We start from the raw sequence: 26267 nt of genomic DNA, 5'->3' as shown, positions 1-26267 counted from the left end.
CCCGGCACCGGCCACCCCCACATCCGCTCGGCACACACCCAGACCCGGTGACACGAAGCCCGCCGCAGGCGCCGGGGTTTCGAGGCTCGCTGGCGCTCGCACCTCAACCACCCGACCGCGAAAACCCGAGCCGAAGGCGCAAACAGCCCCCGCAGGCGGAACCCTCAGCCAGTCTTGCCGATCAGCCCGACCGTGATCTCCAGGGTCTTGCTGCCGCGCTTGACGGTGAGCTCGACGCTCTCGCCGGGCTGGTGGGCGCGGACCGCGACGACGACGTCGCTCGAGCCGGTGACCGGCTTGCCGTCGACCTTCACGATCACGTCGCCGACCTTGAGCTCGGTCTTGCTGGCCGGGCTGCCCGCCGCGATGCTCTCGACGGTGGCGCCGTCGAGCTTCTGCGTGCCACGGACGTTGGCGCCGATGATCGGGTACTCGGCGTGCCCGGTGCGCAGGATCTGGTCGGTGGTGACCAGGACCTGCTCGATCGGGATCGCGAAGCCGACGCCGATGTTCCCGCCCTGGTCGGAGGTGACCGAGCTTCCCAGCGAGGCGATCGCGGAGTTCACGCCGATCACCTCGCCCTGGAGGTTGACCAGCGGCCCGCCCGAGTTGCCCGGGTTGATCGCTGCGTCGGTCTGCACGGCGTTGATGTAGGAGGAGTCGCTGCCGTCACCGGTGGTCACCGGCCGGTTCACCGCGCTGATGATGCCGCTGGTCACGGTCGCCGACAGGCCCAGCGGCGAGCCGAAGGCCACCACGGTCTCGCCCACCCGCATCTGCTGCGCGGAACCGAGCGCGGCGGGCGGCAGCGTCTCGGCGCCCTTCACCTCGAGCACCGCGATGTCGTAGACCGCGCTGCGCCCGACCACGGAGGCCTTCATGTGGCGGCCGTCGTGGTCGATCACCTCGATCGGGCCGTTGTCCCCGGCCGCCTCGGCGACGACGTGGTTGTTCGTGATCACGTGGCCCTGCTTGTCGAAGACGAAACCGGAGCCGGTCGCGCCCTGGGCCTTGCCGTTGTACTCGGCGATGATCTGGACCGTGCTCGGCAGCACCTTCGCCGACACCGCCGCGACGCTGTTGCTGTCGGCCGGCAGCGGCGCCGCCGTACGACGCTGCACCGAGAGCACGCCGCCGGAGCTGCTCCCGTGGTCGGAGCTGACGAGCGAGCCGGCGATCGCGCCGCCGGCGAGGCCGAGGACGAGGGCGAGCACGCTGATCAGCGGCCAGGTCCAGCCGGGGAGCCGCGAGGTGCCGCTCGGAGCCGCGGTCTCGGTCGAGGGGGCGGCCGGGTACTCGGCCGGGTAGTCGACCGGGTAGCCGGCGGGCGCCTGTCCCGGCACCGGGTAGCCGGCGGGAGCGGGCGCGACCTGGGGCTGCGGCCAGCTCGGGTCGACCTGCCCGAAGCTGGCACCGTACGGCCGGGTCGGCTCGGTCTCGGGAAGGCCGGTCGTGTCATCGGTCGGCCAGTCGTCCGTCGCACCGCTCGCGGACCCAGCGGACCCAGCGGACGGCTCCACGCCAGGGGTGCCCTGCTCGTGGGTCGCCTGCTCGTCGGGACCCGGGTACTCGCGCTCAGTCACGCGACTATCTTGTCCTACCCCCGAAAGCGGCGTTCTCGACGTCCGCGGTCGCACCGGTGCCGGCGCTGTCGCGCACCGGGGCCGTCTTGCTGCCGATCATCGCGGGGGCGCGCTCGCCCGGCAGCTCGCCGCGTCCGGCCGGCGGGGAGGTCACGGCGACCACGGCCATCACGGCCAGGCTCACCGAGCCGGCACCGACCAGCACGCTCGCGGCACGTCGACGGACCGAGCGGCGCTCGATCTCGTCGACGGTCGCCCAGGCGTCCACGTCGTACAGGGAGCCGAGCAGGCGCGGCGGCGGTGCGAACGCGCTCGGCGCTGCCAGACCCGCCAGCCGCTGCTTGATCCAGCCCTCCCGCTCCACGAGCCGACGGCAGCCCGGGCAGCCGAGCACGTGCTTCCAGGCCCGCTCCTCCTCCTCGGGGGACAGCTGACCGTCGACCAGCGCGGAGGCGGTCGAGCCGATGTGCCCGTGGAGCTTGAGGATCACTGCGTGTCCCTCACCCGGAGCGTCCGGCGAGCAGGGGGCCGGCGACGCGCAGCCGGCCGGCCTTCGGGGCTCGGTGGGCCAGGGCCGAGCGCAGCATCGCGCGACCACGGTGGATGCGAGACCGGACCGTGCCCATCTTCAGGTCGAGCACGTCGGCGATCTCCTCGTAGGAGAGCCCCTCGACGTCGCACAGCACCACGGCCGCGCGGAACTCCGGCGACAGCGAGGCGAGCGCCGACTCGACGTCGGCGTCGAAGGTCTGGTTCAGGTACGCCGCGTCGGGCGTCGCCACCGGGCTGGGCAGCCGGTTGTCGGCGTCGTCGGGGAGGGCGTCGAAGCGGATCCGGCTCTTGCGGCGGGCGGAGTCGAGGAAGAGGTTCGTGGTGATCCGGTGCAGCCAGCCCTCGAAGGTGCCGGGCGTGTAGGTGTGCAGCGAGCGGAAGACCCGCACGAAGACCTCCTGGGTGAGGTCCTCGGCGTCGTGCGCGTTGCCGGTGAGCCGGTAGGCGAGGCGGTAGACGCGAGCGGAGTGGTCCTCGACGATCTGGTCCCAGGAGGGCACCCCGTCGGCCGGGTGGGCGGCAGCCTGCTCCGCACCGGCCTGGTCGGGCGTCGGCTTGCTCATCGGGTGCTCCTTGCTCCTGCGGCTCAGGTCGGGGATCCGGACCATCGGCTCTCGTGACCTCCACGCTAGGAACGGTTCTTGAGAGCCCGCTGAGACCGCACTGAGCGCCGGCCCTCAAATGACGCTCACCAGCACAACGGGCCGAGTGCTGGTCGTGTTCCCGCCCGGTTCGGCCCGTGTCCCCCGGCCGGGCTCCCCGGACGGACCGCGCCGCGGCGGTACAGTCCCCCCAGGCCAGCCGGCCAGACCGCCAGCCCGACCCGCGCGTCCCTCGAGGAGGCCGTCATCGTCACCGCACCCAAGCCCGCGAGCTGGACGCATTCCGAGGAGTACGTCGCCGAGGACGCGATCCTCGCCAACGCGCGCGCCCGCGCCGAGGAGGTCGGCGTGGTGCCGCTCGGCCCCGGCGCTGGAGCGGCCCTGCGCTTCCTGGCGTCGGTCCTCGACGCGCGGGCCGTGGTGGAGATCGGCACCGGCACGGGCGTCTCGGGCCTCTGGATGCTGCGCGGTATGCGCCCCGACGGCGTGCTCACCTCGGTCGACACCGAGGCGGAGCACCAGCGGCTGGCCAAGGAGACCTTCGCCGAGGCGGGCATCCCCTCGCAGCGGGCCCGGCTGATCCCGGGTGCTGCGCTCGAGGTGCTGCCCCGGCTCACCGACGGCCACTACGACCTGGTGTTCGCCGACGGCGACAAGCAGGAGTACCCCGAGTACCTCAGTGAGGCGCTGCGGCTGCTGCGCCCCGGCGGCGTGGTGGCCTTCGACAACGCGTTGTGGCACGACCGGGTGGCCGACCCCGCCCAGCGGGACCCCGACACGATCGCGATCCGCGAGCTCGGCCGCATCGTCGCCGAGGACGACACGCTGGTCCCGGTGCTGCTGCCGGTCGGCGACGGCCTGCTGCTGGCGAAGAAGACCTGGGTGCCCGAGGCCTGACCGGTCAGGAGCCGACCGCCACCTGATCGACCGGCTGGGGGTCCGCCAGCGCCGCGTTGAACCGGCCGAGCCGCGCGGTGAGCTCCTCGATGTCGGCCGGCTCCCACGACGCCAGCCGGTCGTCGAAGTGCTCCCGCCGGCCGTCGCGGACGGCGGCGAGCCGGCGCTCGGCCTCGTCGGTGACCGTGAGGATCGACGCGCGGCCGTCGGCCGGGTCTGGTGAGCGGGCGATCAGCCCGAGGCCGACCAGCTGGTGCACCACCCGGCTGACGGAGCCCTTGTCCAGCGCGAACAGGTCGGCGAGGTCCGCCGCCCGGCGGGCACCGTGGTCGCGCAGCGTCACCAGCAGCATGTACGACGTGGGGTTGAGCTCGGGGTGGACCTCCACCGCGCGCTCGGCCAGGCCCCGCCGGACCCGCCTCAGCAGGGTGCCGATCTCGTGCTCCAGCTCGCGCACCGCCGCCTGGCGACGAGCCTCCGCGGGGCTCATCGGGCGCTCGCCCCGACGACCTCGTCCGCCCGCTCGATCGTGGTGCGCAGCGGCACCTCGCGGATGAACAGCACGGCCACCAGCGCGAGCAGCGCGAACGGCGCCGCGATGAGGAACAGCTCGCCGGTCGAGGTGCCGAAGGCGTGCTCGAACACGTCCCGCACAGGAGCCGGGAGGCTCTTCAGATCGGGGATCTGGTGGCTCTGGTGGCCGTCGGTGGAGATGTGCAGCGCGGTCAGTCCGCTCCTCACCTTGTCGGACACCTGCGCGCTCAGCACCGCGCCGAGCGCAGAGACCCCGATCGATCCACCCATCGAGCGGAAGAACGCCACGACGGCGCTCGCGGAGCCCATGTCCGCCTGCGCGGTGTTGTTCTGCACCGCGAGGACGAGGTTCTGCATGGTCGCGCCCAGACCGACGCCGACGACCGCCATGAACGCGCCCACGACGACCAGCGGGGTCTGCTCGTCGATGCGGCTGAGCAGGACGAGGCCGATGACCACCAGCACCATGCCGCCGACGAGGTAGCGCTTCCAGCGGCCCGTCCTCGTGATCCGCCGACCGCTGACGATGCTGGAGACCAGCAGCCCGCCGACCATCGCGATCGACATCAGGCCCGCCCGCGTCGGGGTCATGCCGCGGGCGATCTGGAAGTACTGCGAGAGGTAGACGGTCGCGCCGAACATCGCCACCCCGACCATGATGCTGGCGAAGGTGGCCAGCGCGGTGGTCCGGTCGCGGAACAGGCGGGTGGGGATCACCGGCTCGAGGGCGACCCGCATCTCGACGTACACGGCGGCGACGAGCAGCACGACGCCGAGAGCGACCAGCGCCGCACTCGTGCCCGACACCCAGGCGAAGTCGTTGCCGGCCAGGGAGACCCAGACCAGCAGCGCCGAGACACCGGAGACGATGAGACCGGCGCCGAGGTAGTCGATGTGGACCTCCCGGCGTACGACGGGCAGGTGCAGCGTCTTCTGCAGCACGACGAACGCGACCACGGCGACCGGGATGCCGACGTAGAAGCAGGAGCGCCACCCGAGCCCGGGGGCGTCGACCAGGAGCCCACCGATCAACGGACCGCTCACCGTGGCCAGCGCGAACACCGCGCCGAGGTAGCCGGAGTAGCGGCCGCGCTCCCTCGGGGTGACCATCGAGGCGATCACGACCTGCACCAGGGCGGTCAGGCCGCCGACCCCGAGGCCCTGGACGGCGCGCGCGCCGATCAGCACACCCATGGACGGAGCGGTGGCGGCGATCAGCGAGCCGATCACGTAGACGACGAGGGCCGACTGGACCAGCATCTTCTTGTCGAACTGGTCGGCCAGCTTGCCCCAGACCGGGGTGCTCGCCGTCATCGTCAGCAGGGTCGCCACGACGACCCAGGTGTAGCCGGACTGGCTGCCGTGGAGGTCGGTGACGATCCGCGGGAGCGCGTTGGAGACCACGGTGCTGGAGAGCATCGCCACGAACATCGCGAGCAGGAGGCCGCTCAGCGCCTCGAGGATCTCGCGGTGGCTCATCTGGCCGGACGCCTCGGCCGGGGTCGCCGGCGGGGTCACGGTGGACGTGGGGAGGGAAGAACTCATGGTTGAAGTATGCAACCAATTAGTTGGAACATGCAACTTTCGTGAGCGCGCTCACGCCGGAGTCCGCGTGCAGCTGCCCGGACGCGCAGCGACCCGCAGGCGTCCCACGTGGTGCGGGATGGAACCGGAGGACTGACCGGTCGCCTGCGGGTCGGGTGACTGCGTTCGGATTCGTCAGCGCGTCGACGCCGACGAGGGCGGTAGCGCTAGCGCGCAGCCACCTCACGTGTCCTAGAAGCATGCATTCTGTGGACCACCTCCTTTCCCGTGTGCGGCCACGGTACGTCGGCGCGCACGTCGGGACAACGGGGTTTCAGCCGGCCACCGGGGCGGCGAACTGCGAGTTGTAGAGCCGCGCGTACGCGCCCTCCGCCTCGAGCAGCTGGTCGTGGGCGCCCTGCTCGACGATGGCGCCGTCCTCCATGACCAGGATCAGGTCGGCGTCGCGGATCGTGGAGAGCCGGTGGGCGATCACGAACGACGTACGGTCCGACCGCAGCGCGGCCATCGCGTGCTGGACCAGCAGCTCGGTGCGCGTGTCGACCGACGAGGTCGCCTCGTCGAGGATGAGCAGCGCCGGGTCGGAGAGGAACGCGCGTGCGATCGTCACGAGCTGGCGCTCGCCCGCCGAGAGGTTCGAGCCCTCCTCGTCGATCACCGTGTCGTAGCCGTCGGGCAGCGAGTGCACGAACCGGTCGACGAAGGTCGCGCGCGCCGCCGACAGGATCTGCTCCTCGGTGGCGTCCGGGCGCCCGTAGGCGATGTTGTCGCGGATCGTGCCCTCGAAGAGCCACGTGTCCTGCAGCACCATGCCGGTCTGGGCCCGCAGCTCCGAGCGCGGCATCGACGCGATGTCCACGCCGTCGAGCGTGATCCGGCCGGACTCCACCTCGTAGAAGCGCATCACCAGGTTGACCAGCGTGGTCTTGCCGGCGCCGGTGGGTCCGACGATGGCCACCGTGTGGCCGGGCTCGGCCACCAGGGACAGGTCGCGGATCAGCGGCTTCTGCGGGTCGTAGGAGAAGGTCACCCGCTCGAAGCGCACCTCGCCGCGGCGCCGGTCGCCCGTGGCCGCGTGCCCGACGCCGTCCGCCTCCTCCTCGGGCGCGTCGAGGAGCTCGAAGACGCGCTCCGCGGAGGCGACGCCGGACTGGAGCAGGTTCGTCATCGAGGCGACCTGGCTCAGCGGCTGGGTGAACTGCCGGCTGTACTGGATGAACGCCTGCACGTCGCCGAGCGAGAGGGAGCCGCTCGCCACCCGCAGGCCACCGATGACCGCCACCAGGACGTAGTTGAGGTTCCCGATGAACATCATGATCGGCATGATCAGGCCGCTGACGAACTGGGCCCCGAACGAGGCCTTGAAGAGCTCGTCGTTCTCCTCGGCGAACACCCGCTCGGCCTCGGCCTGGCGGCCGAAGACCTTGACCAGGGCGTGACCGGAGAAGGTCTCCTCGATGTGCGCGTTCAGCCGCCCGGTACGCCGCCACTGCTGGACGAACATGCCCTGCGACCGCTTCATCACGGTGCCGGTCAGGAGCATCGACAACGGCACCGAGATCAGCGCGACCAGGGCGAGGAGCGGGGAGATCCAGAGCATCATGCCGAGCACCGCGAGCACGGTCAGCACGGAGGTCAGCAGCTGGCTCATCGTCTGCTGCAGCGACTGGCTGAGGTTGTCGATGTCGTTGGTGACCCGGCTGAGCAGCTCGCCGCGGGGCTGCTTGTCGAAGTAGCTCAGCGGGAGCCGGTTGACCTTGTCCTCCACCTCGGCGCGCATCCGCAGCACGGTGCCCTGCACGACGTCGTTGAGCAGGTAGCCCGCCAGCCAGGCGAGCGCCGCGCTCGTGACGTAGACGGCCAGCACGATCAGCAGCACCCGGCCGACCGCGCCGAAGTCGACGGTCTGACCGGGGTGGACGTCCATCGAGGCGACCATCGAGGCCACCTTGTCCTCGCCTCGCTGCCGCAGCGCGGCGACGGCCTGGGCCTTGGTGATGCCGGCGGGCAGCCTGCCGCCGATGAGCCCGGAGAAGATCAGGTCGGTGGCCTTCCCGAGGATCCTGGGTCCGATCGCGGTCAGCACCACGCTGACCACGGTGAGGCCGACCACGGCACCGACCTTCGCCCGCTCAGGGCGGAGCCGGTCGAGCAGCCGGCGCGCGGACGGACCGAAGCGGGAGGCCTTCTGGGCGACCATGCCGCCGCCGAAGGGTCCGCGGCCCGGCCCCGGACCCGCCTCGACGCGCTCGGTCTCCTTGAGCTGGTCGGACTCGGCCACGGGAGGTGTCGGGTTGTCACTCATGCGGCCTCCTCCGCGCTCAGCTGGGACGCGACGATCTCCTGGTAGGTCTGGCAGTCCTCGAGCAGCGAGACGTGCGTGCCGCGACCGACGATCTCGCCGTCCTCGACGACGAGGATCACGTCGGCGTCGCGGATCGTCGACACCCGCTGGGCCACGATCACCACGGTCGCGTCGCTGGTCACCGGGCGCAGCGCCGCCCGGAGCCGGGCGTCGGTCGCCAGGTCGAGGGCGGAGAACGAGTCGTCGAACAGGTAGATCTCCGGCCGCCGGATCACCGCCCGGGCGATCGCGAGCCGCTGTCGCTGCCCGCCGCTCAGGTTGGACCCGCCCTGGGCGATCCGGGACTCGAGGCCGTCGGGCATCGCCTCGACGAAGTCACGGGCCTGCGCGATCTCGAGCGCGTCCCACATCTCGGCCTCGGTCGCGTCGGGCTTGCCGTAGCGCAGGTTGCTCGCGACCGTGCCCGTGAAGAGGAACGCCTTCTGCGGGACCAGGCCGAGCCGCGACCAGAGCACCTCCGGGTCGACCCGGCGTACGTCGATGCCGCCGACCAGCACCCGCCCGCCGGTCACGTCGAACAGGCGCGGCACCAGGTTGAGCATCGTGGTCTTGCCGGCGCCGGTCGAGCCGATGATCGCGACCGTCTGCCCCGGCGAGGCCACGAACGACGCGTCGCGGACCACCGGTACGTCGGCACCCGGGTAGGTCAGCTCGACGTCCTCGAACCGGATCGTGCCGGGCTCCGGGAACGCGCCCTCCGGCTGCGCCGCAGGGACCACCGAGGTGTCGGTGTGGAGCACCTCCGCGATCCGGTCCGCGCACACGGTGGAGCGCGGGACCATCATCAGCATGAAGGTGCCCATCATCACCGACATGACGATCTGCATCAGGTAGGAGAGGTAGGCGGTCAGCTCGCCGACCTGCATGTCGCCGCTCTCGACGCGGTGGCCGCCGAACCAGAGCACGGCGACGGAGGCGACGTTCGCGACCAGCATCACCGTCGGGAACATCCCCGCGAGCCAGCGTCCGGCGCGGATCGACACGTCGGTGAGGTCGCGGTTGGCGTGCTCGAAGCGCTCGGTCTCGTGCTTCTCCCGCACGAAGGCGCGGACCACGCGGACGCCCGTGATCTGCTCGCGCAGCAGCCGGTTGACCTCGTCGATGCGCTCCTGCATGAGCCGGAAGCTCGGCACCATGCGCGAGACGATCAGGCCGATCGAGATCGCGAGGACCGGAACCACCAGCACGACGAGCCAGGACAGCCCGACGTTGACGTGCACGGCCATCACGATGCCGCCGACCATCATGATCGGCGCGGCCACCATGAGCGTGCCCGACATCAGCACCAGCATCTGCACCTGCTGCACGTCGTTGGTCTCGCGGGTGATCAGGGACGGCGCCCCGAACTGCTGCACCTCACGGGCCGAGAACATGCCGACCCGGTGGAAGATCGCGGCCCGGACGTCGCGGCCGAAGCTCATCGACGTGCGCGCCGAGAACCACACCGCCGCGATCGAGCAGCCGATCTGCACGAGCGAGACCAGCAGCATCAGGCCGCCGTGGCGCACGATGTAGCCGGTGTCGCCGTTGATCACGCCCTTGTCGATGATGTCGGCGTTCAGGCTGGGCAGGTAGAGCATCCCCATCGTGCCGATGAACTGCAGCGTGACGATCGCCAGCAGCCACGGGCGGTAGGGGCTCACGTAGGTGCGGATGAGCTGGATCAGCATCAGGCGTCCTCCAGGTGGTCGGTGGCCGCCGTGGCGGCGTCGGCGCGCAGGGTGCCGTGCAGGACCACGTCGACGATCTGGGCCGCGGTCAGTGGGCGCTGGTCGGAGATGTGCGGGTGGCTGCCGGAGAAGGTGAGCAGGCGGATCATGTGCACGACGTCCTCGGCCGGCACCCGGAAGCGCGCGGCATCCGGCTCCACGAGGCGCACCAGGCCCTCCTTGGCCAGTCGCTGGCGCAGCTCGGGCGCGGAGAGCCGGTCCGGGGGCCGGCGTACGCCGAGCGCGATCAGCAGCCGGAAGATGCCCACGAAGCGCCGCTGCAGCAGCGAGACCGCCTCGAGCAGCCGATCCTCGAGCGGCTGGTCGAGGTCGATCCGGCCGACCGCGTCGAGGAACGGCTCCGGGTCGAACTCCTGGTCGATGACCGCGTCGAAGAGTTCGTCCTTGGTCGGGAAGATCCGGAAGATCGTGCCCTCGGCGATCCCGGCGGCCTCGGCGATCGACCGGGTCGTCGTCGCCCGACCGTGCTCCAGCACGAGCGGGCGGGCGGCGGCCAGGATCGCCGCGCGCCGCTCCTCGGCGGGCAGGGGACGAGCGCGCTCACGGACGGTCACGTCGTCCACCGTAAGTGAGTGAGCACTCACTCACAACTGGTTTTCTCAGCCGGCTCGGCCGACCAGGCAGTCGGAGCCCTCCTCGCGGAGCACCTTGCGCTGCGTGGGCCGCGCCTCGGCGTACCGACTGCGGCCGGCAGCCGTGAGGGAGACGTACTGGGAGCGGCGGTCCTGCTCGCACGCCTTGCGCTCGAGCAGTCCGTCGCGCTCGAGCCGCGACACGAGGCGGGAGAGCGCGCTCTGGGTGAGGTGGGCGCTCTCGGCGAGCGCGGACATGCGCAGGCTGCAGTCGTCGGAGAGCTCGAGCTGCTGGAGCACCTCGAACTCGCTGGCCGTCAGGTCGTGTGAGGCCAGCTCCCGGTCGAGGGCGCACATCAGGCGCTGGTAGCGGCCCATCAGCTGGTGCCAGTCGGCAGCGAGCGCATCGTCGTCGCTGCGTCGCACCATGGCGTCAGGGTACCACATGCGTCTGCATAAGTTGCAGACGCAAAATATGTTTGCGCATTAGATGCATATGCATAAGACTCGTGGGCATGACTTCCACCCTCCTCCCGGAGCAGCCCGCTCACGACCTGACTCCCCCGTCGAACCCCGCGACCGCACCGACCGTGTCCACCGCCCAGCCCTGGGCCGCGCGGACCTGGCTGCTGCTGGTCGTGCTGTGCGGTGCGCTGTTCCTCGACGGTCTCGACATCTCGATGGTCGGCGTCGCGCTCCCGTCGATCGGCTCCGACCTCGCGATGTCGCCGGCCGCGCTGCAGTGGATCGTCAGCGGCTACGTGCTCGGGTACGGCGGGCTGCTGCTCCTCGGCGGCCGGTCGGCCGACCTCCTCGGCCGGCGCCAGGTCTTCCTCACCGCGGTCGCCGTCTTCGGCCTCGCCTCCGTCGTGAGCGCGACGCTGAGCAGTCCCGAGGCGATCATCGCGCTGCGGTTCGTCAAGGGCGTGGCCGCCGCCTTCACCGTGCCCGCCGGGCTCTCGATCATCACCACGACGTTCGCCGAGGGGCCGGCGAGGAACAAGGCGCTCAGCATCTACACCGTCGTCGGCGCCAGTGGCTTCTCCCTCGGGCTCGTCTTCGGTGGCCTGCTCACCGAGATCGGTTGGCGGGCGACCTTCCTCCTCCCGGGCCCGGTGGCACTCCTGCTGGTGGTCACCGGCCTGCGGGTCGTGCCGCGCTCCGTCCGGTCCGTGACCCGGCTCGCGGACTTCGACCTCGCCGGCGCCCTGACCAGCACCGCGGCCCTGCTCCTTCTGGTGGTCGCGGTGGTCGAGGCACCGACCCAGGGCTGGGCCAGCGCCGTCGTGCTCGGCCTGCTGGCCGCGGCCGTGGTGCTCGGTGCCACCTTCGTGGTCACCGAGCTGCGGCACCCGTCGCCGCTGGTGCGGCTCGGCATCCTGCGGTCGTGGCACCTGGTGCACGCCAACGTCTCCGGCGCGGTGATGGCGGGCGGCTACTTCGCCTTCCAGTTCCTGGTGACGCTCTACCTGCAGGACTCGCTCGGCTGGTCGCCGCTGTCGATGGCGCTCGGGTTCCTGCCCGCCGGTCTGCTCGTGATCGCCAGCTCGACCCGCATGGACCGGGTGCTCGCGCGGGTGAGCACGCAGGCCCTCATCGCCACCGGGATGCTGGCCTTCCTCGCGGCGTACACGCTGTTCCTGCGGGTCGACCCCGGCCTCGGGTACGTCGCGCTGCTGCTCCCGACCATGCTGCTGCTGGGCGTCGGCTTCGCGACCGCCTTCCCCTCGATCAACGCCCAGGCCACGGCGGGGGTCGCCGACCACGAGCAGGGACTGGCCTCCGGGCTGGTCAACACCTCGGTGCAGCTCGGCGGCGCGGTGGTGCTCGCGGTGATCTCGGCGATCCTCGCCGGCGCGGCTGCCACGCAGGGTCCTGCCCGGCCCGACCACCTGATCCCCGGGATGCTGTCGGGTCTCCAGGTCGTCGTCGGGATCACCGCGGTCGGCGTGGTGGCCTCGCTGGTGACGCTGGTCGTGGCGCGGCGGGCCGCGGCGCGAGCGTGACAGGCGCGGCGAATTCACTACTTGGGTAGTGAATTCGCCGCTTCTCGCGTGGGATTTCCCGACCGAAGCGGCGAGTTCACAACTCCGGTTGCGAATTCGCCGACCCGACCCGTCACGGAGCCAGTCGCTCGGTGACCCAGCCCGTCCCCTCGCGGCGGTAGTGCAGCCGGTCGTGCATCCGGCTGCGCCGGCCCTGCCAGAACTCCACGCGCTCGGGCGCGACGAGGTAGCCACCCCAGTGGGGCGGGCACGGGACGTCGGACCCGTCGAACTGCTGCTCGAGCGCGTCGTACGCATCCTCGAGCTCGGCCCGCGACGCGACCACGGACGACTGCGGCGACGCCCAGGCGCCGATCTGGGAGTCCCGCGGCCGGCCGGCGAAGTAGGCCTCGGTGTCCGGTCGCGGGATCCGGCTCGCGGCGCCCTCGATGCGGACCTGGCGCTGGAGCTCGTACCAGCAGAAGAGCAGGCCGCAGTGCGGGTTCGCCGCGAGCTCACGCCCCTTGCGCGACTCGTAGTTGGTGAAGAAGACGAACCCGCGCTCGGTGAGGCCCTTGAGCAGCACCACGCGGGCCGACGGGATGCCGTCGACGGACGCGGTGGAGAGGGTCATCGCGTTCGGCTCCAGGACCCCGGCCTCCCGGGCGGCGTCGAACCAGCGGCCGAACATCGTGAACGGGTCGGGGGCCAGGTCGGCCTCGTCGAGTCCGGCGAGCTGGTACTCCGCGCGCAGCGAAGCGAGGTCGGGTCGGGCCGGCTCCATGGTGGGAGGCTACAGACCGCGACGCGGCGTACGGCAGAATGCCGAGAGGTCGCAGGAGCGCACGGTGCCGACATCACGACGTGCCCCACGGCCCGAAGATACGAAGGAGTCGCCGCATGACCGAGGTACACCACGGCCTGGAGGGCGTGATCGCCTTCGAGACCGAGATCGCCGAGCCGGACAAGGAAGGGTCGGCGCTCCGCTACCGCGGCGTCGACATCGAGGAGATCGTCGGTCGGATCCCGTTCGAGAAGGTCTGGGGCCTGCTGGTCGACGGCGCCTACGAGCCGGGCATGCCGCCGGCCGAGCCCTACCCCCTGCCGGTGCACTCCGGCGACATCCGCGTCGACGTGCAGAGCGCGATCGCGATGCTCGCCCCGGCGTGGGGCATCAAGCAGAGCTACGACATCGACGACGTGCAGCTGCGCGAGGACCTCGGCCGGGTCGCGGTCATGGTGCTCTCGTACGTCGCGCAGGCCGCCCGCGGCGTCGGCCAGCCGATGGTCCCGCAGCGCGAGGTCGACAAGGCCACGACCATCGCCGAGCGGTTCATGATCCGGTGGCAGGGCGAGCCCGATCCGGACCACGTCAGAGCGGTCGACGCCTACTGGTCGTCGGCGGCGGAGCACGGCATGAACGCCTCGACCTTCACCGCCCGCGTGATCACCTCGACCGGCGCGGACGCGTGTGCCGCTCTTTCCGGTGCGGTGGGCGCGATGAGCGGTCCCCTCCACGGCGGCGCGCCCTCGCGGGTGCTCGGCATGATCGAGGAGGTGGAGCGGCGCGGCGACGCGGCGCCGTACGTCAAGGAGCTGCTCGACAACGGCGAGCGCCTGATGGGCTTCGGCCACCGGGTCTACCGGGCCGAGGACCCGCGCGCCCGCGTGCTGCGGCGCACGGCCCAGGAGCTGAACGCGCCGCGCTACGAGGTGGCCGAGGCGCTGGAGAAGGCGGCGCTCGCCGAGCTCCGCGAGCGTCGGCCGGACCGCGTGCTCGAGACGAACGTGGAGTTCTGGGCGGCGATCGTGCTCGACTTCGCCCAGGTGCCGCCGCACATGTTCACGTCGATGTTCACCTGCGCGCGCACCGGCGGCTGGTCGGCGCACATCCTCGAGCAGAAGCGCACCGGGCGGCTGATCCGCCCCTCCGCGATCTACACCGGCCCGGCGTCACGCAAGGCCAACGAGGTCGAGGGCTGGCACGACGAGTGGGCCTACTGAGACCTGTCGCGCGCGACCCGCGCACGTGCCGCGCGTAGCGGTGCGGTCACCCGCCACGAGTGCGACCGCTGCATCGTGGCGACCTTGCCCCTGAGCCGGGCCACCTGCCGCTTGCGTCGCTGCAACGCGGCCTCGACCCGCTCCAGCCTCGTCTCCGCGGCCTCGAGGCGCTCCTCGAGGTCGGCGATCTCGACGCGGAGCTCGGCCTGCTTGTCGAGGGCGAACCCGAGGTCGCGGTAGGTGTGCGCGAGCTCGATCTGGGTGGACCGGTCGACCATCGCGTCGATCCGCTCCTGGCCGTCCGGCGCCGCGACGAGGGCGGCCCATCGCTCGAGCTCGGCCTGCCGCTCCTCCGGCGTCCACGCGTCGCGACCGTCCCCGCTGGTCGGGAACTGCAACGCGGTCATCCGGCTCGACGTCGCGCCCCGGAAGTCCGCGCGCCGGAAGTACTTCTTCCACTGGTAGTGGTCGGGCCACTCGCCCTCGGGCGTGGTCTCCCAGTGGTCGCCGACCTCCAGGTAGTAGCGCCGCGAGTGCGCGGTGCCGGTGATGCTGGTCATGTTCCGCCGCGGCTCCCCCAGCGCCCAGGCGACGCAGCCCGGGTCGCCGAGGTCGGTCGGGTACATGCCCACCCTCCCGTCGGGCGTGAAGAACCCGTTGCGCGACTGCACGAAGTTCGCCTCCTCCAGCAGCGCGAGCAGGTCGGCGACGTGCTCGGGGAGGAGGAGGTCGTCGTCGCAGAGGTAGAAGATCGCGTCGCTCCGGGCCTCCAGCACGGCCTGGTGGCGATGGATCTCGCCGTGGTGCGGCCCCTTCGGGAAGTCCAGGAAGCGGATCCGTGGATCGGACTCCACCAGCGGCTCGATCGCGGCGCGCGCCTCAGGGGTGACACCGTCGCCGACGATCAGGGCCTCGAGGTCGGCGACGCTCTGGCGCAGCACGGACTCGACCGTGAGCGGCAGCGTGCTCGCGTGGTCGTACGTCGGGATCAGCACGCTCGCGCGGACCTGGTTCATCGCTCGTCCTTCGGTCGGAACGGCTCGGAGGCGAGCACCAGGATCGCCGACCCGGGCCCGTCGAGCTCGTAGGTCACGTGCTCCCCGGGCCGGAGCAGGACCTGCTGGCCCTGGTCCCCGAGGAGCACCGTCCGCTCGTCCTCGCCGCACCCGACGCGGAAGGTCGCGGATCCGCAGACCAGCACGACGAGCTCGTCGCAGGGGACGACATGGCCGCCGCGCGGCGGGGCATCCTCCGCGCCGTGGACCACGAAGACGCGGCGTACCGCGAACGGCACGTCGTCGAGCTCGATCGGCAGCAGCGTGCCGCGCTCGTCGGTGAACACAGGGGGACGCTCGGTCACGTGTCGCGCCCCCACTGCACGAGCGCCGCGGTCACGCGGTCGAGCTCGCGGTCGGTGAGGTTCGGGTGGCACGGCAGCGACAGCTTCTGCCGGCGGCCCCGGTCAGCTCCCGGCAGCGGCGTCGGGTCGAGCGCGAGCCCGGGCATCTCGGTGACCAGCCAGGGGTAGTGCACGTCGGTCGCGACCTCGTGGCGCGCCATCGTCCCGGCCAGACGGTCCCGGTCCGGATGGACGACGACGGCGTGGTGGGCGACGGCGCCGGGCGCGTCCCCGAGCACCACCGCGCCGGAGCCCTCGAGAGCGGCCCGGTAGCGGGCCACCACCGCCCGGCGACGGGCGTTCGCCTCGTCGAGGAACGGCAGCCGGGCGGACAGCACCGCCGCCTGCAATGCGTCCAGCCTGGAGTTGCGACCGTGCGGGAGGTCGGCACGGAACCGCTCGCGCCAGCCGTACTGCCGCAGTCGTCGCGCGCGGTCCGCCACCTCCGGGAGCGCGGTCACGACGGCTCCTCCGTCGCCGAGCGCCCCGAGGTTCTTGGTGGGGTAGAAGGAGAAGGTGGCGGCGTCCGCCAGGGTGCCCACGCGGCGGTCACCGACCTGGGCGCCGTGCGCCTGCGCGGCGTCCTCGACCAGCGCGACGTCCCTCCGGCGGCACCACTCCACGATCGGGGCGAGGTCGACCGGCTGTCCGTGCAGGTGGGTCACGACGGCGGCCCGAACCTCATGGCTGCCGCCGAGGGCGTACGCCGCGTCGAGCGCCGCCACGTCCACGAGCTGGGTCACCGGGTCGGCGTCCACCGGCACTGGGACCAGCCCCGCGGCCCGGGTGGCGGTCGCGCCGAACCCGCCGTCGTTCGCGGCGACCAGCACCGCGCTCCCCCGCGGCACCTCGAGCGCGAGGAGGGCGATCATCAGCGCGTCCGTGCCGTTGCCGACGCCGACCACGTGCGGAACCGGACTCGTCAGGGCCAGGTAGCCGGCGAAGGCGTCCTCGAACGCCTCGACCCGCGGACCCAGCACGAGCGAGCCGCCCGCCAGGACGTCGTCCACGGCGGCTCGGACTGCCCGCGCCTCGTCGTCGGCGATCCGCAGCGGGTCGGCCAGGGGGACGGCGAGCATCAGCGGCCCAGCACCGACTGCCGGTACTGCCCGGGCGTCATCGCCGCCCGGCCGCTGATCTCCAGCAGGTCGTGCACACGCGCGACGAGGTCGGCGTTGCGCGCCAGACGGGTCCGGGCGCGGTCGAGGTGGATGCCGTCCTCGAGACCGACCCGGACCCCTCCGCCGGCGTTGACCGCGAGGGCGTGCGCCGTGAGCTGGAAGGCACCCAGACCGGCGCCGCACCACGTCGTCTGCTCCGGCACCCGCTCGACGGCGAGGCCGAACTCGGTCAGCGTGGGCTGCAGGCCGGCGATGTTGCCGAAGAAGAGGTTCGCGGCGACGGGTCCGACGAGCAGGCCCTCCTTGCGCAGCACGCGCGCGAAGTTGAGCATCCCGAGGTCGAAGATCTCGAGCTCGGGCGTGATGCCGCGGTCGCGCATGATCCGGGCCAGCCCACGGATCACGTCGGGTGCGTTGACCGAGGCGCCGTTGAGGAAGTTGAGGGAGGACAGCGTCAGCGAGGCCATGTCCGGCTTGAGGTCACCGTCGAGGGCCAGCACGTCGGCCCGCTTCTCCAGCTCCGACCAGGTGCGGCCGCTGGTGCTGACGTTGATCACGACCTCGGGCGCGACCGACCTCACCTGCTCGATGATCTCGGCGTAGATGTTCCGGTCCCAGGCCGGGGCGCCGGTCGCGTCGCGGGCGTGCAGGTGCACCGAGGAGATCCCGATCGCGGCCGCCTCGGCCACGTCGGCGGCGATCTCCTTCGGGGTCAGCGGCACGTGCGGCGTCATCGCGCGCGTCGGGACCATGCCGGTCGGCGCGAGCACGATCGGGCACGGCGTGCTCAGCTGGTCGAGCAGTGTGGACACGCGGTCACGACCTCCTCGTCGTTGGTGCGCAGGAACCGGGCCGGCGAGCCCACGTGGACGGCGCGGTCGGGCACGTCCCGCTTGACCACCGCGCCCGCGCCCACCACCGCGCCCGCGCCGACGGTCGTGCCGGGCAGCACGACCGCACCGGCTCCGACGAACGCCGAGGGACCGATCCGCACGTGGCCGGTCAGGACGACGCCGGGCCCGAGCGAGGAGGCGAAGTCCAGCTCGCAGTCGTGGCCCACCGAGGCGCCGCGGTTGACGTGGGCGTGACAGCCCAGCCGGGCATGGGCAGCGACCACCGAACCGGCGTTCACGTAGGCGCCGTGACCGACGGTCGCGGTGGAGCCGACCACGGCGGTCGGGTCGACGAGCGACGTGGGCGCACCGAGACCGTGATCGGCCACGGAGCGGGCGGCCAGCGCGCGATGGCGCGCGGACGAGAGGCCCAGGATCCACGGCACGCCGTCGTCGGCGAGGCCGTCGAGCGGGCGCAGGCCCGGCAGCCGGGGGTCCGCGTCGCCCAGGTTGTCCACGCACTCGGCCTGCCCGCCGGTGCGGCGTACGGACTCCACGACCTCCCAGGCGTACGGCGTCGCGACCGCCACGACGCGGACGAGTGCGGCGGTCGACGAGGGCATGTGCGGCAGGTTAGCCGCTCAGCGCTCCCGCACGCGGCGCTCGGACCGAACGCGCCAGACCACCACTGCGGCGACGACCACGACGACGAGCCCCACGGCGATGCCGCGGCCGACCTGCTTCTCCACCTGGTGGTACGACGCGCCGGCGATGTAGCCGACGACGACGAAGACCGACCCCCAGACCACGCCGCCGAAGGCGTTCCACAGCAGGAAGGTCCGGTAGGGCATGTGCGAGGCACCCGCGAGCGCGGGCATCATCGCGCGGAAGAACGCGGTGAACCGGCCGAGGAAGACCGCGATCCCGCCGCGCCGGCGCAGGAAGGCCCGTGCGCGCTCGATCCTCTTCGCGTGCCGCTCGAGGAGTGGCAGGGTCAGGACGCGGGGTCCGAAGAACCGGCGACCGACCTCGTAGCCGACGGAGTCCCCGGCGATCGCGGCGACGACCACGACGACCAGCGAGAGCGGCAGCGCGATGTGGCCGAGTCCGGCGCCCACACCGGCGAGCACCGCGGCGGTCTCCCCCGGGATGACGAAGCCGATGAAGATTGCGTCCTCCGCGAAGACGAGCAGGCCGGTCACGGCCAGGATCAGCAGCGGGTCGAGGCCGAGGATCCCGTCCAGGAGGCTGCTCACGCCGACCAGTCTGCCGGAACCACCTGACGTCGACCTGTCGTACGCCGCCCGCTCAGGACGGCGATTCCCGGTCGGGGGCAGCGCCACCTCGTGGTGGCACGGCCAGGCCGGACTGCAGCGCGAACACCACCAGCTGGGCGCGGTCTCGGGCCTGCAGCTTCACCATGGCCCGGCTGACGTGGGTGCGCACGGTGTCGGGGCTGACCACGAGCTCGTCGGCGATCTCGTGGTTGGAACGGCCCGTTGCCACCCAGGCGACGATCTCGCGCTCGCGCTCGGTGAGGTCGCCGAGGGCCGGGTGCTCGGCTGCCGGCGCCGAGGACCCCGCGAAGTGGTCGATCACCCGCCGGGTCACCGACGGCGCGAGCAGCGAGCCGCCGTCGGCCACCACACGGACCGCGTCGAGCAGGCGCACCGGGTCGGCGTCCTTCAGAAGGAAGCCGCTGGCACCCAGTCGGAGTGCCTCGAAGACGTACTCGTCGAGCTCGAACGTGGTCAGCACGACCACCCTCACCTCGGCGAGAGCGGGGTCGGCGGCGACCTCGCGGAGCAGGCCCAGACCGTCCAGCACCGGCATCCGGACGTCGCACAGGACGACGTCGGGCCGGAGCGCCCGCACCATCGCGAGGCCGGCGCGTCCGTCGCCCGCCTCGCCGACCAGCTCGAGGTCGTCCTCGGCGCCGATCAGCGTGGCCAGGCCCATCCGCACGACGGCCTGGTCGTCGACCACGAGCACCCGGATCACGCGGCCATCCTCGCGCACTCAGGCCTCGTCGGCCGGGTGCAGGGGAAGCACGGCCCGCACCCCGAACCCGCGTTCGGGCAGCGGGCCCGCCTCGAGGGTGCCGCCGAGGGCCTCGACCCGGGAGCGCATCCCCGGGATGCCCAGCCGGGCGCCCGCCTCGCCGGCCGGCGCCTCCGCGCGGCCGTCGTCGGTCACCGTGATCTCCAGGATGTCCTCGGTACGACGGACGCGCACGTCGGCCACCGACGCGTCCGCGTGCCGCAGCACGTTGGTCAGCGCCTCCTGCACCACGACGTAGCCGACCGCGTCGACCTCGAGCGGGACCGGGCCGGCCGCGCCCTGCAGCCGCACCTGCACGCCGCCGGCCCGCACCCGTTCGGCGAGCACGTCGAGGTCACCCAATCCGTTGCGCGGTGCCCGCGGCGCGATGTCGCCCGACACCGGCGCGAGCCTGGCCAGCTCGGCACGGAGGGAGTCGAGGGACTCGCGACTGGTGTCGCGGATCGCCTCCAGCGACCGGCGTGCCGCCGCGGGGTCGCGGTCGAGAACGTGCAGGGCGACTCCCGCCTGCATCGCGATCACCGCCAGCCCGTGCCCGACCCCGTCGTGGAGGTCCTGGGCCATCCGGAGCCGTTCCTCGGTCGCGGTGCGCCGGACATGCTCCTGGCGGGTCTCGCGGCGACTGCGCAGGGCCACGGCCAGGGCGGCCGCGGCGCTGTCGACCATCGCGAACCAGATCAGCCGCGCCGCGGTGCCGAGCGTGCTGGTCGAGTCGACCCGGGCCTCGCGGACGAGCAGCGCCGCCAGGATCGCGACGAGGGCCGCGCCGGCGTACGGGATCCAGGTGCGGGGCGGACGGCGCGTCGCGACGGCATAGGTGGCGAAGAAGATCGAGAGGTAGATCGGCCCGTCGGGAAACCCCGGTGAGGCCGCGAAGTACGTCGCGACGGCGGCCGCGTTGGCCACCACGGTGAGCTCGGGCCACCGGTCCCGCCAGAACAGCGGCACCACCGCGACGAACGCGAGCACGCCGGCCCACGCGCTCGGGTGCGGGTAGCTGTCGTGGACGCCGCGCATGACGGTGCCGAGCACGCTGATCACGACCACGACCAGCACCCACCAGTCGCGCCGCAGCCGCTCCCCCAGGATCCTCACGGCACGACCCTAGGCCGGGGCGAGGGCCGGGACCGTCACTCGCGCGGCGTATCCGGCGTACGCAGTCCTGCGTACGCCGGTGCCGCTCCCGGGCGGACGTCGCGGCCGCCGTCCTCGCGGAGGGTGGGGGCATGGATGAACTCGTGGTGCAGACGAAGGGCCTCACCAAGCGGTACGGCGACGGCGACTCGGGGCGGCTGGCCGTCGACCGGGTCGAGATGACCGTCCGCCGCGGAGAGGTCTACGGCTTCCTCGGACCGAACGGAGCCGGCAAGACCACGACCCTGAGGATGGTGCTCGGACTGATCCGGCCCACCGCGGGGTCTGCGACCGTGCTCGGCCGACCCGCGGGCGAGCCCGCCGTGACCGAGCGGATCGGCGCCCTCATCGAGGGTCCGGGCTTCTACCCCTACCTGTCCGGTCGCGACAACCTGCGCACGATGGCGCGCTACCGGGCGCTGCCGGAGGCGATGGTCGACGCGGCGCTCGAGCGGGTCGATCTCGCCGACCGGGGCAAGGACAAGTTCAAGTCGTACTCCCTGGGCATGAAGCAGCGGCTCGGCGTCGCCGCGGCCCTCATGGGCGACCCCGACGTGATCGTGCTCGACGAGCCGACCAACGGGCTCGACCCCGCAGGCATGGCCGACATGCGCGGCCTGATCGTCGAGCTGGCCCGCGGAGGGCAGACGGTGCTGCTCTCCAGCCACCTCCTGGCGGAGGTGGAGGAGATCTGCGACCGGGTCGGCGTGATCGCCCGCGGGCAGCTGCTGGTCGAGTCGACCGTCTCCGCGCTGCGCGGCGGCCGGCGGCTGCGGATCACGGCGACCCCGACCGACCGGGCGATCGCGATCGCGATGCGGCTGGCCGGGGAGGACGCCGTCCAGCTGTCCGGGGACGCGATCCTGGTCGACGTACCGCCCGAGCGGACACCGCACGTGGTGCGGGCCTTCGTGACCGAGGGCCTCGACGTGCACGAGGTGACGATCAGCGAGCGCACCCTCGAGGAGGTCTTCTTCGAGATGACCCGGAGCGGCGAGCACGTGCACGCCGCGGACGACCTCACGAGCAGCCTGGAGGCAGTCCGATGAGCGCCGCGACGAGCCTCGACCTCCGGGCGAGCGCGCCCGGCCCGTCCGCGGTCCTGAACAGCACCCGCGCCGACCTGCTCAGGCTGCGGAAGTGGCCGGCCGTGTGGGTCACGATCGGCGCCTGGCTGGCACTGAACGCGATGTTCGCCTACCTCTTCAACTACGTGACGTACTCGAGCGGCACGACGAACTTCTCCACCCAGGGCGAAAGCCGCGCGGAGCTTCTCGCCGGCCTGCTGCCGTCCGGCCTCCCAGCCACCCTGCCGCAGGGCATGCCGCTGTTCGGCGGCGCGATCATGATGGTGCTCGGCGCGATCATCGCCGGCAACGGCTACGGCTGGGGCACCTGGAAGACCGTGCTGACCCAGGGCCCGTCGCGCACCAGCACGCTCGCCGGGTCGCTCTCCGCGACCACCGTCCTGATCGCGGGTGTCGCACTGGCCACGCTCGTGACCGACTACGCGATGTCCCTTGCGGTCGCCCTGGCCGAGTCCCGGTCGACGGCGCTCCCGGGCCTGGGCGACCTCGCCCAGTCGGTCGGGGTCGCGTTCCTGGTCATGGAGATGTGGGCGATGGCCGGCTACCTGCTCGGGACCCTCGCCCGCAGCCCCGCCGTCTCCGTCGGGCTCGGCCTGGTCTGGGGTCTGGTGATCGAGCAGTTGCTCCGCGGCGTCGGCGGCTCGCTGGCCTGGGTCGACACGTTCACGCACTTCCTGCCCGGAACCTCGGCGGGCTCCCTGGTGGGGCAGATGGTCGGCGTGGACCCAGGCACGCCCGACGCGACGCCCGGGCTGCTCGACGCGTTGTCCTACGACCGGGCCCTGCTGATGGTGGTTGCCTACCTGGTGCTGCTGCCGACGCTGACCTGGTGGCTGGTACGCCGCCGCGACGTGGTCTGACTGCCGAGACCGCAGTCCCGTGGGGCGGGCTCGCCGGACGACCGGCGGGCCCGCTTCGTCACACCAGCAGACCGACGGCGACCGCGGTCATGGTGGCGGCGACCAGCGCGTCGAGCGCTCGCCACGCGCCGGGACGGACGAACAGCGGGCCGAGGAGGCGGGCGCCGTACCCCAGCCCGCTGAACCACAGCACGCTCCCGGTGGTGGCCCCGAGCGCGAACCACCAACGGTCGGAGCCGTGGCTGGCGGCGACGGATCCGAGCAGCAGCACGGTGTCCAGGTAGACATGAGGATTGAGCCAGGTCAGCAGGACCGCGCTGACCAGCACGCGGCCGTACGCCGGCCGCGCGTCCTCCCTCTCCGCGTGGAGCGATCGCGGCGAGGCCACCCGGCGCAGGGCCGGCGCTGCGTAGCCGAGCAGGAAGGCTGCGCCGAGGATCTTCGTCGTCGCGAGGAGGTCCGGCGCGTGGTCGACGAGCACCCCGAGCCCGGCGACGCCGGCGGCGATCAGGATCGCGTCGGAGGTCGAGCACACCGCGACGACCGGTCCCACGAGCTCCCGGCGCAGGCCCTGCCGGAGGACGAACGCGTTCTGCGCACCGATCGCGGCGATCAGCGAGAGGCCGAAGAGCAGTCCGGCGACGGCGGCGGTCAGGGCGTCCACGTCATCGACGCTACGGACCCGCCGCGCTTGCGTCCATCTCAGGTTTCTTCACTTGCATTAGAATCGCTTAGGTGACATCAGTCGACCTGGCCCAGCTCGCGGCGCTCGCGAGCGTGCTCGACGAAGGATCCTTCGAGGCTGCGGCCGCGTCTCTGAACCTGACCCCCTCCGCGGTCAGCCAGCGGATCAAGGCTCTCGAGCGCAGCGCAGGCCAGGTGCTCGTGCGCCGCGCCCGTCCCGCCGCCGCGACCGAAGCAGGCGAGACCTACCTCCGCCTCGCCCGGCAGATCACCGCCCTCGTCGACGACGTCCGCCGCGAGATCGGCGAGCGCGCGGTCCGACCGGTCGTGCCGCTGGCCGTGAACGCCGACTCGCTGGCCACCTGGGTGCTCCCCGCACTGGCCACCGTGTCGGAGGCGGTCGTCTTCGACCTTCGCCGCGAGGACCAGGCCCACACCGCGGAGCTGCTGCGCTCCGGCGCCGTGATCGCGGCGATCACGTCCGAGGCCGAGCCCGTCCAGGGTTGCCGCTCGACCCGCCTGGGCACCATGCGCTACCGCCCGGTCGCCGCTCGCTCGTTCGCGGGCCGCTGGTTCGCCGACGGCGTGAACGCCGACTCACTCTCCGAGGCACCGGTCGTGGTCTTCGACCGCAGGGACCACCTGCAGGACGACTACCTGCGCAAGGTCACCCGTCGCCGGATCGCTCCCCCACGCCACTACGTGCCGTCCTCCTCCGACTACGCAGAGGCGATCCGGCTCGGGCTCGGCTGGGGCATGCTCCCCCGCCAGCAGTACGCCGCCGGGGAGGCCGCCGGCGACCTGGTCGTCTTCGACACCGCCCGGCAGGTCGGCGTGACGCTCTACTGGCAGCAGTGGAGCCTGCGCACCCCGGCGCTCGATGCCGTGGCCGAGGCGATCCGCTCGGCTGCCGACGCCGCCCTGGACTGACTCAGCCGAGGCGGCGGGCGAAGCAGCGCACCAGCGGGGAGTCCTTGTAGAACCCGAACGGCGTGATCCGCTGGTAGCCCGACGACTCGTAGAGCGCGATCGCCTCCGGTTGGGCCGCACCCGTCTCGAGCACCATCACCTCCGCGCCGGTGCCCCGGGCGGTCTCCTCGAGGTGCGCCAGCATCGCGCGGGCGAGCCCACGACCGCGGGCCGCCCTCACGACGTACATGCGCTTGATCTCGGCGGTCCGGTCGCTGCCGTCGACGACGAGGTCCTGGCGGAGGCGCCAGGCACCGGTGGCCACAGGAACGCCGTCGAGGTAGCCGACGAAGAACGCCCCCTGCGGGGCCTCGAAGTACGCCGGCTCGAGCGGCGTCTCGTCGGGACCGCCGTAGCGCTCGACGTACTCCTGCTGCACCTCGTCGACGAGGCGCGCCGCGTCGGGATGCGTGATCGGCACCCGCACCACCTGCCAGGCGGCGACCGCCTCGGCCACCCCGTCCATCGGCACACCCTTCCCGCAAACCCCGTTGCTGCGTGCTGTCACAATAGGAGCCGGGTGACAGCGTCGTCGCCGCCTTATCGACAGGCACAGCTCCCCGGCACCGCTCCCCTGACACGCGGCCCACCTACGCGAGGACACCGAAGTGAACGACGCGATCCAGATCCCTGACAGCCTCAAGCCCGCCGACGGCCGGTTCGGCGCCGGGCCGTCGAAGATCCAGACCTCCCACCTCGACGCGCTGGCCGCGACCGGCGCCTCCCTGATGGGCACCTCGCACCGCCAGGCGCCGGTGAAGAACACCGTCGGCCGGGTCCGCGACGGCGTGCGCGCGCTGTTCGACCTGCCCGAGGGCTACGAGGTCGTGCTCGGCAACGGCGGCGCGACCGCGTTCTGGGACATCGCGACCTTCGGGCTGATCCGCAGCAAGAGCCAGCACCTGAGCTTCGGGGAGTTCTCCTCGAAGTTCGCCAAGGCCGCGGAGCTCGCGCCCTTCCTCGACGCGCCCACGGTGATCAAGTCCGAGCCCGGTTCGCGTCCGGTGGCGCAGGCCGAGGCGGGTGTGGACGCCTACGCCTGGGCGCACAACGAGACCTCGACTGCCGTGATGGCGCCGGTGCAGCGGGTCGACGGCGCCGACGACGGCGCGCTGGTGCTGATCGACGCCACCTCGGGCGCCGGTGGCCTCCCGGTCGACATCAGCCAGGTCGACGCCTACTACTTCGCGCCGCAGAAGTGCTTCGCCTCCGACGGCGGGCTGTGGATCGCGGTCATGTCGCCCGCCGCGCTCGAGCGCGCCGCCGAGATCGCCGCCTCCGACCGGTGGGTGCCGGCCTTCTTCGACCTGCCGACCGCGATCGACAACTCGGCGAAGAACCAGACCTACAACACCCCGTCGATCGCGACCCTGTTCCTGTTCGCCGAGCAGCTGGACTGGATGCACGCCCAGGGTGGTCTGGACGCGATGGTCCGCCGCACCACCGCCTCGTCCGACGCGCTCTACGGCTGGGCGGAGAAGACGTCGTACACCACGCCGTACGTCGCCGACGCCGACCACCGCTCGCTGGTGATCGGCACCATCGACTTCGACGAGTCGATCGACGCCGCCGAGGTCGCCAAGGTGCTGCGCGCGAACGGGATCGTGGACACCGAGCCCTACCGCAAGCTCGGCCGCAACCAGCTCCGGATCGCGATGTACCCCGCGATCGACCCCTCCGACGTCGAGGCCCTCACCGCCTGCATCGACTACGTGGTCGACGCGCTGTAGACCGTCTCGCGGCGGATAG

Annotated in this window: 27 protein-coding genes; 7 read left to right on the top strand and 20 right to left on the bottom strand. The window is 72.2% G+C overall.

Going from position 1 to position 26267, the window contains the following annotated elements:
- Window positions 1-164: 164 nt before the first annotated feature.
- The 3 genes from EFL26_RS01740 to sigE are packed head-to-tail and all read right to left on the bottom strand — an operon-like array spanning window position 165 to window position 2698.
- Window positions 165-1583 (bottom strand): S1C family serine protease, encoded by a 1419-nt coding sequence (locus EFL26_RS01740; protein ID WP_183407984.1) that lies wholly within the window; start codon window positions 1581-1583, stop codon window positions 165-167.
- 4 nt (window positions 1584-1587) lie between these two features.
- Window positions 1588-2073: a zf-HC2 domain-containing protein gene (locus EFL26_RS01735; protein WP_183407983.1), complete on the bottom strand. Its 486-nt coding sequence runs from the start codon at window positions 2071-2073 to the stop codon at window positions 1588-1590.
- A 10-nt stretch (window positions 2074-2083) separates the two neighbouring features.
- Window positions 2084-2698, bottom strand: a complete 615-nt coding sequence (gene sigE / locus EFL26_RS01730; protein ID WP_123221222.1) for an RNA polymerase sigma factor SigE — start codon at window positions 2696-2698, stop codon at window positions 2084-2086.
- A gap of 285 nt (window positions 2699-2983) precedes the next feature.
- On the opposite strand from sigE, the gene EFL26_RS01725 reads away from it, so the two are divergent.
- Complete coding sequence (locus tag EFL26_RS01725; protein WP_123221144.1) at window positions 2984-3634, top strand: O-methyltransferase; 651 nt, start codon at window positions 2984-2986, stop codon at window positions 3632-3634.
- 4 nt (window positions 3635-3638) lie between these two features.
- Here the strand turns inward: EFL26_RS01725 and EFL26_RS01720 are convergent, their stop codons facing one another.
- From EFL26_RS01720 to EFL26_RS01695, 6 genes are all read right to left on the bottom strand, one after another.
- The gene (locus tag EFL26_RS01720) at window positions 3639-4124 is read right to left on the bottom strand and encodes a MarR family winged helix-turn-helix transcriptional regulator (protein WP_123221143.1); all 486 of its coding nucleotides are present in this window, start codon (window positions 4122-4124) and stop codon (window positions 3639-3641) included.
- Window positions 4121-5713 carry an MDR family MFS transporter gene (locus EFL26_RS01715; RefSeq protein ID WP_342773506.1) on the bottom strand — a complete coding sequence of 531 codons (1593 nt, stop codon included), beginning with the start codon at window positions 5711-5713 and terminating at the stop codon, window positions 4121-4123. The genes EFL26_RS01720 and EFL26_RS01715 overlap by 4 nt, the downstream gene beginning before the upstream one ends.
- 313 nt (window positions 5714-6026) lie before the next feature.
- Window positions 6027-8018 (bottom strand): ABC transporter ATP-binding protein, encoded by a 1992-nt coding sequence (locus EFL26_RS01710; RefSeq protein WP_123221142.1) that lies wholly within the window; start codon window positions 8016-8018, stop codon window positions 6027-6029.
- A complete protein-coding gene (locus EFL26_RS01705) occupies window positions 8015-9748 on the bottom strand; it encodes an ABC transporter ATP-binding protein (protein ID WP_123221141.1) in 1734 nt (577 codons plus the stop codon). The genes EFL26_RS01710 and EFL26_RS01705 overlap by 4 nt, the downstream gene beginning before the upstream one ends.
- Complete coding sequence (locus EFL26_RS01700) at window positions 9748-10362, bottom strand: TetR/AcrR family transcriptional regulator (RefSeq protein WP_183407982.1); 615 nt, start codon at window positions 10360-10362, stop codon at window positions 9748-9750. Before EFL26_RS01700 ends, EFL26_RS01705 begins: the two co-directional genes overlap by 1 nt.
- A 45-nt stretch (window positions 10363-10407) precedes the next feature.
- Window positions 10408-10809, bottom strand: coding sequence for a MarR family winged helix-turn-helix transcriptional regulator (locus EFL26_RS01695; RefSeq protein ID WP_123221139.1), 402 nt, complete (start codon window positions 10807-10809; stop codon window positions 10408-10410).
- An 86-nt stretch (window positions 10810-10895) separates the two neighbouring features.
- Between EFL26_RS01695 and EFL26_RS01690 the strand changes: the two genes are divergently transcribed.
- Complete coding sequence (locus EFL26_RS01690; RefSeq protein ID WP_123221138.1) at window positions 10896-12386, top strand: MFS transporter; 1491 nt, start codon at window positions 10896-10898, stop codon at window positions 12384-12386.
- A gap of 112 nt (window positions 12387-12498) precedes the next feature.
- On the opposite strand, the gene pdxH is transcribed toward EFL26_RS01690, so the two are convergent.
- On the bottom strand, window positions 12499-13149 hold the full coding sequence (gene pdxH / locus EFL26_RS01685; RefSeq protein ID WP_123221137.1) for a pyridoxamine 5'-phosphate oxidase: 651 nt from the start codon (window positions 13147-13149) through the stop codon (window positions 12499-12501).
- A 116-nt stretch (window positions 13150-13265) separates the two neighbouring features.
- Here pdxH and EFL26_RS01680 point away from each other — a divergent pair, with 116 nt between their 5' ends.
- On the top strand, window positions 13266-14369 hold the full coding sequence (locus tag EFL26_RS01680; protein ID WP_123221136.1) for a citrate synthase 2: 1104 nt from the start codon (window positions 13266-13268) through the stop codon (window positions 14367-14369).
- Here EFL26_RS01680 and EFL26_RS01675 read toward each other — a convergent pair.
- From EFL26_RS01675 to EFL26_RS01640, 8 genes are read right to left on the bottom strand one after another with little or no spacing between them, the layout of a single operon-like run.
- Window positions 14363-15385: a glycosyltransferase gene (locus EFL26_RS01675; RefSeq protein WP_123221135.1), complete on the bottom strand. Its 1023-nt coding sequence runs from the start codon at window positions 15383-15385 to the stop codon at window positions 14363-14365. The two genes, EFL26_RS01680 and EFL26_RS01675, sit on opposite strands and share 7 nt — an antisense overlap.
- Window positions 15382-15729 (bottom strand): WxcM-like domain-containing protein, encoded by a 348-nt coding sequence (locus EFL26_RS01670; RefSeq protein WP_183407981.1) that lies wholly within the window; start codon window positions 15727-15729, stop codon window positions 15382-15384. The genes EFL26_RS01675 and EFL26_RS01670 overlap by 4 nt, the downstream gene beginning before the upstream one ends.
- Window positions 15726-16847, bottom strand: a complete 1122-nt coding sequence (locus EFL26_RS01665; protein WP_123221134.1) for a DegT/DnrJ/EryC1/StrS family aminotransferase — start codon at window positions 16845-16847, stop codon at window positions 15726-15728. The genes EFL26_RS01670 and EFL26_RS01665 overlap by 4 nt, the downstream gene beginning before the upstream one ends.
- Window positions 16847-17701, bottom strand: coding sequence for a beta-keto acid cleavage family enzyme (locus EFL26_RS01660; RefSeq protein WP_123221133.1), 855 nt, complete (start codon window positions 17699-17701; stop codon window positions 16847-16849). The genes EFL26_RS01665 and EFL26_RS01660 overlap by 1 nt, the downstream gene beginning before the upstream one ends.
- A complete protein-coding gene (locus tag EFL26_RS01655) occupies window positions 17677-18345 on the bottom strand; it encodes a DapH/DapD/GlmU-related protein (protein ID WP_123221132.1) in 669 nt (222 codons plus the stop codon). The genes EFL26_RS01660 and EFL26_RS01655 overlap by 25 nt, the downstream gene beginning before the upstream one ends.
- 18 nt (window positions 18346-18363) lie before the next feature.
- Window positions 18364-18978 carry a DedA family protein gene (locus tag EFL26_RS01650; RefSeq protein WP_123221131.1) on the bottom strand — a complete coding sequence of 205 codons (615 nt, stop codon included), beginning with the start codon at window positions 18976-18978 and terminating at the stop codon, window positions 18364-18366.
- Between the two features lie 52 nt (window positions 18979-19030).
- Window positions 19031-19723: a response regulator gene (locus EFL26_RS01645; protein WP_123221219.1), complete on the bottom strand. Its 693-nt coding sequence runs from the start codon at window positions 19721-19723 to the stop codon at window positions 19031-19033.
- Window positions 19724-19741: 18 nt separating this feature from the next.
- Window positions 19742-20878 carry a sensor histidine kinase gene (locus EFL26_RS01640; protein ID WP_123221130.1) on the bottom strand — a complete coding sequence of 379 codons (1137 nt, stop codon included), beginning with the start codon at window positions 20876-20878 and terminating at the stop codon, window positions 19742-19744.
- Between the two features lie 131 nt (window positions 20879-21009).
- Here EFL26_RS01640 and EFL26_RS01635 point away from each other — a divergent pair, with 131 nt between their 5' ends.
- Together EFL26_RS01635 and EFL26_RS01630 are read left to right on the top strand one after the other, a co-directional pair.
- Window positions 21010-21966, top strand: a complete 957-nt coding sequence (locus EFL26_RS01635; protein ID WP_123221129.1) for an ABC transporter ATP-binding protein — start codon at window positions 21010-21012, stop codon at window positions 21964-21966.
- Window positions 21963-22865 (top strand): ABC-2 transporter permease, encoded by a 903-nt coding sequence (locus tag EFL26_RS01630; RefSeq protein WP_123221128.1) that lies wholly within the window; start codon window positions 21963-21965, stop codon window positions 22863-22865. Before EFL26_RS01635 ends, EFL26_RS01630 begins: the two co-directional genes overlap by 4 nt.
- Before the next feature lie 58 nt (window positions 22866-22923).
- On the opposite strand, the gene EFL26_RS01625 is transcribed toward EFL26_RS01630, so the two are convergent.
- Complete coding sequence (locus EFL26_RS01625) at window positions 22924-23529, bottom strand: LysE/ArgO family amino acid transporter (protein WP_245999943.1); 606 nt, start codon at window positions 23527-23529, stop codon at window positions 22924-22926.
- A gap of 71 nt (window positions 23530-23600) precedes the next feature.
- Here EFL26_RS01625 and EFL26_RS01620 point away from each other — a divergent pair, with 71 nt between their 5' ends.
- Window positions 23601-24479 (top strand): LysR family transcriptional regulator ArgP, encoded by an 879-nt coding sequence (locus EFL26_RS01620; RefSeq protein ID WP_123221127.1) that lies wholly within the window; start codon window positions 23601-23603, stop codon window positions 24477-24479.
- 1 nt (window position 24480) lies between these two features.
- Here EFL26_RS01620 and EFL26_RS01615 read toward each other — a convergent pair whose 3' ends face one another.
- On the bottom strand, window positions 24481-24984 hold the full coding sequence (locus EFL26_RS01615; RefSeq protein WP_123221126.1) for a GNAT family N-acetyltransferase: 504 nt from the start codon (window positions 24982-24984) through the stop codon (window positions 24481-24483).
- Window positions 24985-25126: 142 nt separating this feature from the next.
- On the opposite strand from EFL26_RS01615, the gene serC reads away from it, so the two are divergent.
- Window positions 25127-26248: a phosphoserine transaminase gene (gene serC, locus EFL26_RS01610; protein WP_123221125.1), complete on the top strand. Its 1122-nt coding sequence runs from the start codon at window positions 25127-25129 to the stop codon at window positions 26246-26248.
- Window positions 26249-26267 lie beyond the last annotated feature (19 nt).

It is taken from the genome of Nocardioides pocheonensis (assembly GCF_003725535.1).
In the GTDB taxonomy this organism is placed as follows: domain Bacteria; phylum Actinomycetota; class Actinomycetes; order Propionibacteriales; family Nocardioidaceae; genus Marmoricola; species Marmoricola pocheonensis.
This window is presented reverse-complemented; position numbering and strand designations above follow the sequence as displayed.